Origin of the sequence: Streptomyces sp. NPDC090798, from assembly GCF_044768965.1 — a bacterium.
GTDB lineage: Bacteria > Actinomycetota > Actinomycetes > Streptomycetales > Streptomycetaceae > Streptomyces.
The window spans coordinates 906,299-918,760 of the sequence record NZ_JBIVXA010000001.1 but is presented as its reverse complement, the minus strand read 5'-3'; the positions used below and the strand labels follow the sequence as shown (position 1 = coordinate 918,760).

9 protein-coding genes and 1 tRNA gene are annotated in these 12,462 nt (G+C 68.6%); 5 read left to right on the top strand and 5 right to left on the bottom strand.

The features are described 5' to 3' along the window. Positions 1–299: 299 nt before the first annotated feature. A complete protein-coding gene (locus ACIQTP_RS04185) occupies positions 300–962 on the bottom strand; it encodes a Type 1 glutamine amidotransferase-like domain-containing protein (RefSeq protein ID WP_403396026.1) in 663 nt (220 codons plus the stop codon). 493 nt (positions 963–1,455) lie between these two features. On the opposite strand from ACIQTP_RS04185, the gene ACIQTP_RS04180 reads away from it, so the two are divergent. Beyond that, entirely contained in the window at positions 1,456–2,718 is a 1,263-nt protein-coding gene (locus tag ACIQTP_RS04180; protein ID WP_403396024.1) for a hypothetical protein, read from the top strand. A gap of 544 nt (positions 2,719–3,262) precedes the next feature. On the opposite strand, the gene ACIQTP_RS04175 is transcribed toward ACIQTP_RS04180, so the two are convergent. Then, positions 3,263–3,337, bottom strand: a tRNA-Val gene (locus tag ACIQTP_RS04175). A 178-nt stretch (positions 3,338–3,515) separates the two neighbouring features. Here ACIQTP_RS04175 and ACIQTP_RS04170 point away from each other — a divergent pair. The 3 genes from ACIQTP_RS04170 to ACIQTP_RS04160 all read left to right on the top strand — a co-directional run bounded on the left by ACIQTP_RS04170 (position 3,516) and on the right by ACIQTP_RS04160 (position 6,606). Then, positions 3,516–4,292 (top strand): DUF4097 family beta strand repeat-containing protein, encoded by a 777-nt coding sequence (locus tag ACIQTP_RS04170; protein WP_403396022.1) that lies wholly within the window; start codon positions 3,516–3,518, stop codon positions 4,290–4,292. 74 nt (positions 4,293–4,366) lie between these two features. Further along, positions 4,367–5,755: a hypothetical protein gene (locus ACIQTP_RS04165; RefSeq protein WP_403396020.1), complete on the top strand. Its 1,389-nt coding sequence runs from the start codon at positions 4,367–4,369 to the stop codon at positions 5,753–5,755. A gap of 107 nt (positions 5,756–5,862) precedes the next feature. Beyond that, positions 5,863–6,606, top strand: a complete 744-nt coding sequence (locus ACIQTP_RS04160) for a DUF4383 domain-containing protein (RefSeq protein ID WP_403396018.1) — start codon at positions 5,863–5,865, stop codon at positions 6,604–6,606. A 22-nt stretch (positions 6,607–6,628) separates the two neighbouring features. Here the strand turns inward: ACIQTP_RS04160 and ACIQTP_RS04155 are convergent, their stop codons facing one another. From ACIQTP_RS04155 to ACIQTP_RS04145, 3 genes are all read right to left on the bottom strand, one after another. Then, positions 6,629–7,771, bottom strand: a complete 1,143-nt coding sequence (locus ACIQTP_RS04155; protein ID WP_403396017.1) for an amidase domain-containing protein — start codon at positions 7,769–7,771, stop codon at positions 6,629–6,631. A 156-nt stretch (positions 7,772–7,927) separates the two neighbouring features. Continuing rightward, positions 7,928–9,229, bottom strand: a complete 1,302-nt coding sequence (locus tag ACIQTP_RS04150) for a hypothetical protein (RefSeq protein WP_402036712.1) — start codon at positions 9,227–9,229, stop codon at positions 7,928–7,930. A 111-nt stretch (positions 9,230–9,340) separates the two neighbouring features. Further along, positions 9,341–11,311, bottom strand: a complete 1,971-nt coding sequence (locus ACIQTP_RS04145) for a transglycosylase domain-containing protein (protein WP_403396103.1) — start codon at positions 11,309–11,311, stop codon at positions 9,341–9,343. Between the two features lie 811 nt (positions 11,312–12,122). On the opposite strand from ACIQTP_RS04145, the gene ACIQTP_RS04140 reads away from it, so the two are divergent. Next, positions 12,123–12,347: a zinc ribbon domain-containing protein gene (locus ACIQTP_RS04140; RefSeq protein WP_402036708.1), complete on the top strand. Its 225-nt coding sequence runs from the start codon at positions 12,123–12,125 to the stop codon at positions 12,345–12,347. The last annotated feature ends 115 nt before the right edge of the window (positions 12,348–12,462 follow it).

Genomic DNA, 12,462 nt, shown 5'->3' with positions numbered 1-12,462 from the left:
AAGCGAACAAGCCCCACGGGGCTCCCTATGTTGTCTAGGCCCACCGTCAAGCATCACGTGGGACCAGAACGTCAGACATCAGCTGGGATCCGACACTTGGCGATCAGCAGTGTCCTGTCTCGGTTGATAGTTGACACTGCGGCTTCACCTGATGCTTGACACCGCTTGCCTCGGCTTGGCTGTGTGCGTCTGATTCGGCGCGTGCGGGAGGGCCGGGGCTGTGCTGGTGGAATTGAGCGTGGTCGAGCAGCGGTATCACGCGGTCACGGAGGTGGCCACCGGCGCCCCAGTCACCGAGGTTATGACCCGAACTTCGTCCATTGCCCTTCGGAGACCACCTCGACGGAGCCGTCGACGACCTTGATGGCCGTCTGTTCGTCGATGGCGTAGGCCGGGACGCCGATGTCGGCGGCCCACCGCTCTGCGTCAGCCAGGGTGTTCTGCGGGAAAGCGTCCAGGTGCGGGAAGATCGAGAAGTCGACGACTCCCAGGGTGCGGTCGTCAGGTGCGGACGGCCACTCGACGAAGTACGTTCCGATCCGGGGCGTCATCACCATGCTTCCGGCACTCACTCCCACCCAGACCATGTCGGGCAGCGAGGGCAGCAGATCGGCCAGCCCGGACTCCCGCATCCAGTGGCACAGATAGGTCGCGTCGCCGCCGTCGACCAGGAGCACGTCGGCCTCCCGGATCCAGGGGACGTATCGCTCGGCGCCGATGGTGGGCAGTGCGGTGAGCTCGAGGACACCGAGCGACGCCCAGCCCAGGCCGGACAAGTGCTGCCACGTGGGCTCGGCGGCTGCGAAGCCCCGCACCGATGCCGGACCGCACATCGGGTGACCCCACTGTGCTGTCGGGACGCAGAGGGCGTGGCACTCGGCGACCGGCTTACCGAGAAGCTGCACGAGCGCCGAGTGGATGCTTGGGTTCGTGACGCCGCCTGACGTCAGCAAGAGCTTCAAGGCGCCTCCAAATTCGCGCGCGGAAGGTGGATGTACCCCAAGACCTGGGACCGCGCTGGAACTCATCGCAGTTCGGGCAACTTCTTCAGAGGTCCCTCAGGTCCTTCAGGTCGCCGGGCTCGACTGCCGAAGCGGCCTCCGCGCGGACCATCTGGCGCGTAAGTGGCACGGCGCCGACAGGACGCCGAAAAAGATCAAGGCCCAGGTCCCCGGATCCACACCGGTTGGCCTGGGCCTTAGCCGCGTCCTGAGACTGGTGGGCGCGGACGGTTTCCGGGTCGTGGCCGCCCCTGTGCGCTCCGGTCCGTCGTCGTTGATGTCAACCGGTGATGTCAGGGGCAGCCGCTGCGCTCGCCGCTCTTGTGGTCTGTTCGGTGGAGATCGGCGTGCCGTGCAGGGGCTGACATCCGGCCTGTCGTCACTGTGAGCGATAGCAGACGTGATTGACGCGTAGCTCTGGACCGGGGCTACCGCCCGAGAAGAAGGAGGCCCCATGGCAGCGTTTCGAGGCGCCTGTCTGCGCGGTGCAGTCGCTGTGGCCGGCATGGTGGTGAGTTTGGTGGCCATGCCCGCGACGGCCCAGGCCGCGACAACCAACGTGCCCTGTGACCCGACCGCACTGAAGAACGCGATCACTAGCGCCAACTCCGGGGACACGCTGGTGCTGGCCCACAACTGCGTCTACAGCTACACCACGCCGGACAACGCCAACAACGCTTTGCCCGTGATCACCAAGAAACTCACCATCAATGGACGCGACGCCACCATCCAACGAGACCCGACGACGGCAGCCCTGTTCCGCATCTTCGAAATCGACGGACCCGGGAACCTGGCACTCAACGATCTCACCGTCCGCAACGGCAGCGTCCCGGGTACTGCTGGTGGCAACATCTTCGTCAATCCGGGTGGGACACTCAGCCTCACCCGTAGCGTTGTGACGAACGGCACCGCCACCGACGGCGGCAACATCTTCGCCAATTCGGGCGGGACCATCGACCTCACCCGTAGCGTCGTGAAGAACGGCACCGCCTTCGACGGCGGCGGCTTCTTCATTCTCGCCTCTGCCACCGTGCGGATCCGTCACAGTGCCGTCGGCTACAACACCTCGGCAGCATTCGGCGCCGGCATCTCGAGCAGAGGCGACCTCACCATCGCCGACGGCACCACGATCAGCAATAACGCCACCGGCGGCGTGGGTGGCGGACTCGCCAACAGCGGCCCGGCGACGATCGATGATTCCGAGATCTTCTCGAACAGCGCAGCCAGCACCGGTGGCTTCAGAGGCGGTGGAGGGATCTTCAACCTCAACCTCGGCAGGGTGAACCTGCACCACACCCGTGTGGAGCACAACACGGTCACCGCTACGGCGAACGCGCCGGGCATGGGCGGGGGGATCTCGAACCAGGGAGCGGCCGCCACGGTGACGATTGACGGCGGAAAGATCGGACACAACTCGGCCGAGGGGACCAACGCCCAGGGTGGTGGCGTCTACAACGAGGGCAAGCTGAGCACCAAGCGGCTGGAGATCGAACACAACACCTCCACCGGCACGGGTGCCCAGGGCGGTGGTCTGACCAACAACGGTGGGACCGCCACGCTCACCAGCAGCCAGGTGGAGCACAACACCAGCAGCGCCCCTCCCGGCGGAATCAACAACAAGTCCGGCACGGTGGCCCTGAACGACAGCAAGGTGAAGCACAACAAGCCCACCAACTGCGCTGGCAGCGCAGTCCCGGTGCCTGGCTGCGTGAACTGACCAACCGGATTAACCCACCACCTTCCCCAGCTCCCAGCACGCCCTCTACGGGCCCGCGGTCGGCGACGGCGCCCAGAGGGCGTGGCACTCGGCGACCGGTTTACCGAGAAGCTGCACGAGCGCCGAAGACCTGGGACCGTGCTGGAACTCATCGCAGTTCGGGCAACCTCTTCAGAGGTCCCTCAGGTCCCTCAGGTCGCCGGGCTCGACTGCTCCACCTGACAAGACAGTCAGCCACGACGTCCAGGCCAGACGTCACGCGTCACCTGACGCCGCCCCGTCAAGCCTCAACTGCCGAGCATGCCTCCGCCGGATCTGGTCCGCGCGCTCAAGGCAACCGGCCGCGGTGACATCAGCACCTCGTCAACGGCCGAGACCACGAGATCGCCGACTACGTGGACGGTCAGATCAGGAAGGTGAAGCGGCCTCCGCGCGGACCATCTGGCACGTAAGTGGCACGGCGCCGACAGGACGCCGAAAAAGATCAAGGCCCAGGTCCCCGGATCCACACCGGTTGACCTGGGCCTTAGCCGCGTCCTGAGACTGGTGGGCGCGGACGGTTTCGAACCGCCGACATCCGCCTTGTAAGGGCGGCGCTCTACCGCTGAGCTACGCGCCCAGGACGAGTCGACAGCCTACATTGCCCGGGGGGATGCCCCGCAAACCCGTATCCGGGGGTTAACCCCACCTCCGGTCCGGGAGCAGCCCGGATCCCCCGGCGCAGCCCGGAACCGTACGGTCGAAAGGCGTCGAAGGGCATCGGAGCGCGTCGGCGTTCATCCCAGGGGGAGAAATTCATGGCTCGGACACAGACATCCGCGCGGACCGTGGCCGTCGCCGGTGCCGCCGTCGCTCTCGTCGCGACCGTCGCAGGCTGCGGGGCGAGTGCCGGGGACGACAGGCATCCGGAGCAGCGGGCGTTCGCGCTGCACGGTCGTACGCTCACCGTGGACTCGGACGACTCCGCGCTGGAGCTCGTGGTCGCCGAGTCGGCCGAGGCGGACAAGGTCCAGGTCACCCGTTGGTTCCAGGGGCACGTCGTCGTCGGTGGGGATCCGCGCGTGACCTGGGCGATGAAGGACGACCGGCTGACGCTGCGGATGAAGTGCTCCGGCATGGTCGCCGACTGCAGCGCCAGGCACCGGATCGTCGTGCCGCGCGGTGTCGCGGTGAAGGTCGTGGACGGGGACGGAAGCGTACGGGCGGCGGGGTTCAAGGAGGCGCTCGGGATCCGTACGTCGGACGGGAGCGTCCGCGTGACGAACTCCTCCGGCGCGCTGGACCTGCGTACCGCCGACGGCTCGATCCACGCCCTCGGCATCGACTCGCGCCGCGTGCGCGTCCAGTCCTCGGACGGGTCCGTACAGCTCGAACTCGGCGTCGTGCCCGACCTGGTCGAGGCCCGCAGCCAGGACGGTTCGCTCACCATCGGGCTGCCCCACGACACCTATCGGGTGACGGCCGAGAGCGGGGACGGATCCGTGCGGGTGTCCGTGCCCCGGGACCCGGCCAGCTCCCACGTGGTGTCCGCCCACGCGAACGACGGAAGCATCACAGTACGAACCGCGAACTAACCGGCCCGTGTGTTCGTCCTTAACCGGTGGGAGAATGACTCCGGGCAAGGCGGATGACAGCACGGGAGAGGGATGTGACGGCGACACCTTCAGAGCCGTACACGCCGTTTGCGCCACGCGCGCGGTCGGTACGCCGTCAGCCCCGTCACTGCCGTGACGTGCTGACCCTCGTCACCCTCCCGCTCCTCGCCGCCCTCGTCCTGCCCGCCGCCTTCGCCGGTGGCGGCACCCGGCGCTGGTTCGGCGGGCGCGCCGAGAGTCAGCGGGCCGAGGCACAGGCCGCGAAGGACGCCGCCGCGGCCGCGTTCTACGAGCTGGACACCGCCCAGCGCGATCTGCGGATCTCGATCGAGACCATCACCGCCGTCGACGACTCCCCCGCGGCCCGCCGCGCCGTCTCCGACTTCGAGGCGCTGGGCCGGCGCATCGACGAGGCCAGTCAGAAGTACATCGAGGCCGTCGACGCCCATGACCTCGACCGGGACGAGCTGGAGGCGTCGGTCGCCACCCGCGCCCGCGCCGAACTCACCGCCGCCAAGGACCAGCTGGGGCGGGTGAAAGGGGACCTGGACCGGTTCACGCAGGGGCTCGGGCCGCTGCTCGGGAAGGCCGAGACGCAGCTCGCCCGGCTCGCGCCCGCCGTCGAGCGCGCCCGCCAGGCCCTGCTCGCCGCCTCGAACGCCCTCGACGGCGTACGGGAGACAGGGCTCAGAGCCGATGATCTCGCCGGCCGGCTCGCCGCGCTCGGGCCCGAGCTGACCAAGCTCAACCAGGGCGCCGGACAGCACGGCGTGCCGGAGACGCTGGAGCGCGCCGAGCGGGTCTCGCGGGAGGCCGGGGCGGTGCGCGCGGAGGCCGAGCGGCTGCCGGAGCGGGCCGCGGAGATCGACCACCGGCTGGTGTCGCTGCGCACCCGCGCCCAGGCGCTGACCACCCGCGCCGGGCAGGTGGAGCCGGTGCTGAGCGAGCTGCGGCGCCGGTTCGCGGCCGCGTGCTGGCAGGACCTGCAGCACGTACCGGAGCAGGCCACCGAGAACGTACGGCAGGCCGAGCTGAAGCTGAAGGAGGCGCAGGCCGCGCGTGACGCGCAGCGCTGGCCGGACGCCACCTCGCTGCTGTCCACGGTGCGGGCGCTGCTGAACGGCACCGACGAGGCCGTGTCGGCGGCCGGCGACCGGCTGCGGCGGCTGAACGCCGTGTCCAAGGACCCCCAGCAGGAGATCGACCGCACCCGCTTCGCCATCCGGGACGCCCAGCGCCTGGCCATGGCGGGCCGCAACACCCCGGATCCGCGGCACGCCCGCCCTCTCGACGACTCCGTCGCCCGGCTGGAGCGTGCCATCGCCGCGCTGGAGGGGCGCCACCCCGACTACTGGCACTTCCTGACGGAGACGGAGGCGGTACGGGCGACGGCGGCCCGGGTGGTCTCCCAGATCCGCGAGGAGCGCGGCGGCCCGGTCTGAGCTTCGGCGGTACCGCGGATCCCGGTCCCCTGTGTTGGCGGTCCCCGGCCTCCGGGCGGATGCTGGGATGTACGTACGGCCTCCGCTAGCTGGAGAGGGAGGCGGACATGGCCACGCACGTACTTCGTCCCGGAAACCGACGGCGCATCGCCTTCGACGACCATCTGCCGGTCGATCACCGGCTGAACATGTTCTACCGGATCGGCGCGGGCCTGATGGGCCTCTTCCTGCTCGCCTTCGGCATCCTGGGCCTGATCAACAAGGTCGGCTTCTTCACCACCCACGGGGACACGATCCTGGGGCTGAACACGAACGGCTCACTCAGCGTGCTGTCCATCTGTGTGGGGCTGCTGCTGTTCGTGGGCATGGTGATCGGCGGGAACTTCGCCTCGACGCTCAACATGGTCCTCGGCGTCCTGTTCATCCTCAACGGCTTCCTGCACCTGGCGCTGCTGGAAGGCCGCTACAACTTCCTCGCCTTCCACATCCAGAACGTGCTGTTCAGCTTTGTGGTCGGCGTCCTGCTGATGTTCTTCGGGATGTACGGGAGGGTCGGCTCGGCCCTGCCGCACGACAACCCGTACTGGAAGGCCCGCCACCCCGAGGAGGCCGAGCGGGCGGAGCGGATCCGGGCGCTGCGGGAGTCGGCCTCGGCAACGGCCCTGCAGCAGTCGCACAGGGCCGCGCCGACGCCCGAGGCCGTGGGCGACACGGGAACCAGGGCCGTGGAGACGGGGACCAGGTCGTCCGAGGCCAGGTCGTCCGAGACCAAGGCATCCGAGACCAAGGCATCCGAGACCAAAGCATCGGAGACCAAGCCCGCCGAGCCGCCCAGGACCACGGATCCCTAGGTCACCTCGGGTGATCGGGTGATCAGGTGCGGTACGCGTAGTACGCCGCGGTCGGGTACGACGCGATGAGGCTCGACAGCGACCGGCGGTAGGTGTCGGCGTCGTGGTACGTCAGGTACGGGACGCCGCTGGAGCTGCGGTAGGACGTGATCATGGTGTGGTCCTTGGACCCGTCCTTGTCGAAGTCCATCTGCATGACGTCACCGACGTCCAGCTGGTAGACGTTCGCCAGCGGCGTGGTGCGATGGGCGGTCTGGGTGAACCAGGACCACTCGTTCACGCCCGCCCAGGAGTCGGACTGGCCGTTGGCGACGTAGTACCAGGTGTCGTACTCCTCCGGGGTCACGACGCTGATCGGCTGCCAGCCGCCCGCCAGCAGGCTCTGGCTCACGAAGTTGGTGCAGTCGCCGCCGTCCCCGTTGAACTTCCGGTAGGCCGGGTTGTAGTTCTTCCAGTACTTCTCGGCGTAGGTCGCCATCGCCGCGTAGTCGTACGTGCCTGCGGTGAGCTTCTTGGGGTTGGCGGGCGCGGGATACGTGGTCGCTGCCGGGGGGGCGTCGACAACGGCCATCGGGGTCCTGCGCGCGGGCGCCGCGGTGACGGGTTCGTTGACCTGACGGGGGCCCTTGTCCGTCGTGCGCAGGCCCGAGAGCTTCCAGGTGCCGTCCGGCTGGGCGGCGAAGGTCAGGACGTGATGCGCGTCGAAGCCGGTGGTGTCGGGCTCGTCGCCGCGGATCTTCTTGTACGTGAGGACGGTGGTCTCGGTGACCCAGGCGGTGGCCACCTTCCCCCACACCCGCGTCCTGTCGACGGTGACCTTGGTGTCGGCGGCGGTGTAGGCCTCACCCAGCGCCGCGAGGCGGGAGCGGGTGCCGCGCAGGGAGGTCACCGCGGTGTCCTCCGTCTTCGTCAGCGCGGCGGTCAGCTTGACGCCTCCCGTCGACTTCGACGCGAGGGCCGTGCGGGGCGCCGCCTGGCTCCTGTCGAGGAGGGCCGCCGTACGGTCGGTGAGCACGGCGTCCGCGATCCGGCCGAACGCGTCGGTCGTCGCCCGGTTCACGGTGACGGACGCGGTCGCCGCGTGGGCGGTGGAAAGGGGCAGCAGGACTGCGGAGACGGCGATCGCCGTCAGGGTCGAGCATCGGCTCAACGTCTTCGATCTCACTGATGATTCTCCTTGCCCCCGATCAGGTACCGGGGAAAGAATCTTTACATGTTCTCCTCAACTATGGTGAACCCGAGGAGATTTCACGCACGCCGAGGTCAACTCCCTTGAGAAAAGGGTAAGTTGACGCACCGAAAGCCAGGGTGCCGTCCACGGCTACTTCACCACCGTCGACCAGTCCGGGGACTGCGCGGGATCCAGACTGCGCAGGCGCTCCAGGGTCCCGGGCTTCTGCACGTCGAGCCAGTCGGACAGTTCACGGAAGGACACACAGCGAACGCCCTTCTTCGTGCACACGTTCTTGATGACCTGGTCGATGGACTTCATGTAGATGCCACCGTTCCAGTTCTCGAAGTGGTTGCCGATGAACAGCGGTGCGCGACTGCCGTAGTACACCCGGTTGAAGCCCGCCATGTAGGACTTGACGGTCTCGTCCTCCCACTGCGGGTACTTGGCCGGGTCGCCCTCGGTCGAGCCGCCGGACTGGTTGTAGAGGAAGTTGAAGTCCATGGACAGGCCTTGGTACTTGCCGCCCTCGTAGGGGAGCAGCTGCAGCGGGAAGTCCCAGACGCCCTCCTTCTTGGCGGGCCATATCTGGAAGTCGCCCGAGGAGCTCGCGTCGTAGCGCCAGTTGTAGTCCTTGGCGGTCGCCTTCATGGCCTTGAGCAGGTTCTTCTGGCCCTCCAGGCAGGGCGCGCGCCCGCCGTTGACCTCACGCGTGGGGTCGAAGGGCAGGGCCGGCAGATCGGTGTAGCCGGTGTTGGTCTTCCACTTCTCGACGAACGAGAAGAACTGGTTGATCTCGCTCTCCCACTCCGCCACGCTCCAGTCCCCGCCGCCCTTGTCCTCGCAGAAGTGACCGTTGAAGTGGGTGCCGATCTCGTTGCCGTCCTTGTAGGCCTTGCCGAGCTGCTCCAGCGTGTCGCGGATGTGCTCGTCGGTGGCGTAGCTGATCGCCGCGGAGCCCGGCGCGTGCATCGGCGGTTTGTAGATCGTCTTCTTGTCCTTGGGCAGCAGATAGATGCCGGTCAGGAAGAACGTCATGTGGGCGTTGTATTCCTTGGCCAACTCCTGGTAGTGCGAGAAGAGTTTGTCGTCGCTCTGGAGGGCGCCGTCCCAGGAGAAGACGACGAACTGGGGCGGCTTCTCGCCGGGCTTGAGCGGGACGGCCTTCAACTGGCCCTTCTGCGGCCCGGTGTAGGACGTGGAGCCGTCCCCGAGCACCTTCGTCTTGCCGTCCCACGGGGGTTCTTTGGTCGTCTTGGTGGCACTGGCCCCGGAGCGGGGACCGCCGGCCGAGGCGGCCGGTGTGGTGTTGTCCGAGTGGTTCAGGGCCAGGTAGGTGGCGGTCGTCGACGTCACGACGAGGAACGCCGCCATGGCCACGAAACCCTGGCGGGCGGAACCGGGAGCGGGCGCGGGTTCGCGGCGGCGGTGACCGCTGTGCTTCGAGTTCATACGGGGCACATTCTGCGAGGGGGGCGGAAGGAGCGGGCGGGGGCCTCTCGGCCGACGGGATGCGCGGTGGCCTCTCGGCCGTCGGGGTGGGCGGCCTCGTGGCCGTCGCGGTCAGCCGAGCGGACTCATGGCGCCGGCCCAGATGCCGTACGGGACGTCGTCGGCGGACGCGCCGGCGAGCCCCTTGAGCGGCAGTGGTTCGAGGCTCTTGGTCAGGTCGATGCGGTAGAGGACGACCGCGGTCGACACGGAACGGTTCGTGCCGACGTACCAGGCGGCGGTGTCGTCCGCCGTGGTGCCGGCCTTCCCCGCCGTGTCCGGTGCGCTCTTGGCCGCGGTGGGGTGGGCTCCGCCGAGCGCGTCCGCGAGCGCCTCGGTGACCTCGCGGGCCACCTCGGCGCTCACCGCGCGCTTGGGGCGGGGCGTGTCCAGGACGACCTGGGAGCCGTTGCGGGTGATGCGTCGCACGGAGTACGGCTCGGTGTGCGAGCCGCCTGCGGCGAAGGTGGCGTAGGCGTTGGCCATCCGGATCGCGCTGGGCGTGGAGTTGCCCAGGGACAGCGCGGGCACCTGCGGCCCGATGCTCGACGAGAGCAGCCCGGCCGCCTCGGCGGTCTGCCGCACGTTGAGCAGGCCCGTGTCCATACCGAGCTGCATGAACGGCACGTTCACGGACTCGGCGAGGGCCCTGCGCAGGCTGATCTGCCCCCAGGACTTCTTGCCGTCGTTGTGGGCGGCGACCACCTTGCCGCTGCGGTCCCAGTAGGGGCCTTCGGGTGTGGAGACCGGGACGTTGTCGTCACCGTTGTAGAGGGACTCCGGCGTGACCGGGGTCGCCGTGCTGTCGCGGGTCTTGTGGACACCGTGTTCCAGCCCGGCGGCGTAGACGAACGGCAGGAACGCCGAACCGGCCGGGACGGTGGTCGCGTTGGACTCGTTGTAGCCCTGCGTACGGTGGTCGGGGCCGCCGTAGACGGCGAGGATCTTGCCGTCGGTGGCCACCGAGGAGGCCCCGTAGTGGGCGGCCTTCGCGGTCTTGGGGTCGTCCTTCAGGGCCTTGTTGCGGGCCTTCGTCACGGCGTCGGTGAGCGCCGTCTCCCGCTTCCGGTCAAAGGTCGTGTAGATCTGGTAGCCGCCCAGGTCGAACTGCTGGTCCGAGATGTGCGCGGCCTTCTTGGCGTACTGGGTCGCGAGCTCCACCAGGTAGTCGGTCTGCTTGCCGGTGTCGAAGGTCTGGGACTGCGTGGTCGGCTCGGGGAACTTCGTGTACTTGGCCCGCTCGGCCGGCGACAGCTTGCCGATCTTGACCATGCGGTCGAGGATCCAGGACCAGCGCTCCACGGCGCGCTTGTGGTTCGCCTGGCTCACGGTGGGGTCGTACAGGCCCGCGCCCTTCAGCAGGGACGCGAGCATCGCGGCCTCGCTGACGTTGAGTTCGCCGACGTCCTTGCCGTAGTACGCCTGGGAGGCGCGCTGGATGCCGTACGTGCCGCGGCCGAACCAGCTGGTGTTGAGGTAGCCCTCGAGGATCTTGTCCTTGCTCATCTTCTGGTCGAGCTTGAGGGAGATCATCGCCTCGGTGAACTTGCGGCTCACCGAGCGGTTCTGGTTCAGGTAGACGTTCTTGACGTACTGCTGGGTGATCGTCGAGCCACCCTCGGTGTTGCCCTCACCGACCGTGCGCACCAGGGCGCGGGTGATGCCCTTGAAGGAGATGCCCGGGTCGGAGTAGAAGCTCTCGTTCTCCGCGGCCAGCACCGCCCAGCGCACGTCCTGGGGTATGTCCTTCAGCGGCATCGCCTGCCGCCGCACCCACCCGGTACGGGCCATGGGTGTCCCGTCGGACCAGAAGTAGACGTTGTCCTGCTGGGTGGCATACGTGTTGAGGTTCTGGGGTATGTCTGTCGCGGCGTAGGCGATCACCAGAAACGTTCCGCTCAGCCCGATGGCCAGGCCCCAGGCGCACAGCCACTGACGCCAGGAGGGCACCCAGCGCCGCCAGCCGGTGCGGCCTGGGCGGGGGTACGCCGGTCTCAGACGGCGGGCGATGCGCGCCCAGCGTCCGGCGAGCGCGGACGGCATGGCCGGTTTACGGCGGGTGCCGCGATGGCCGGAATTCGCCCCCCGATCGGCGCGTTGCGCGAGCTCCTGCGCGCCTGAGTGCGCCTCGATCTCGGCAGGAGACGGGACGCGAAGCTGCGTGGTCTCCTCGGCGGGACCGTCGGCACTGGGCGGTATACGGAGTTGCGTGGTCTCCTCGGCGCGGGGCGGTATGCGGAGCTGGGTGGTCTCCTCGGCGCGGGGCGGGACGCGAAGCTGGGTGGCCTCCTCGGCGCGGGGCGGGACGCGAAGCTGAGTGGTTCGCTCGGCGGGAGTCTCGTTCTCCGTGTCTTCCGCACGACGGCTCGCGGAGTCTTCCGCACGACGGCTCGCGGGGTCTTCCGCACGACGGCTCGCAGGCCGTTGCGGACCGAGCCCGCGGCGGTTCTGGCGGTCGTCGCCCTCCCCGCTAGCCACGACGGGCTCCGGCGCGTGGACGGCCCAGAGGATGCGGGGCATCTGTTCGATGCCATGCCTCGGTCACGACTGCGTCTCCCTCCGCACTTCGGAATTGCGCGCGCGGGTAGATGCAGCGGCCGCACATGCGGCTGCGAGCCCCCCTCCCCGACCTTGCGGCTCGTCGCGGCCCTCTTAAATTATCAGCGACTAATACGATCCCTTCGCCCAGGAACCAGACAGAAATATTCCGCAGGTCAAGTGGGCCCTCTGAAGGCACCGGGCGGGAATCGGGGAGGAATCGAGGAGGCCCGGGTTCCGGACCACGGGGCCACCCGGTGCGCGACCGGGCCGCGGAAGGCTTCGGTCGTCGGCTCCCGGCCGCTAACCTGTGCGTATGCCTCGCTACGAGTACCGCTGCCGGACCTGCGGCGACACCTTCGAACTGAGCCGCCCCATGGCGGAATCCGCCGCTCCGGCGGACTGTCCCGCCGGGCACGACGACACGGTGAAACTCCTGTCGACCGTCGCGGTCGCCACCGGCGGGTCGGCGTCCGCGGCCGCCCCGGGCCCGTCCGGAGGGGGCGGAGGCGGATGCTGCGGCGGCGGTTGCTGCGGCTGATCGACCAGGTTTTTTCAGGAAGTCTTCAGCTTTTCTTCGCCCGAAACCTCCGCGCGGCCCGGGCGTGTCGCGCCCTCAGGGCGTACGTGGCCCCCGCACAGGCCGGGCATGGCCC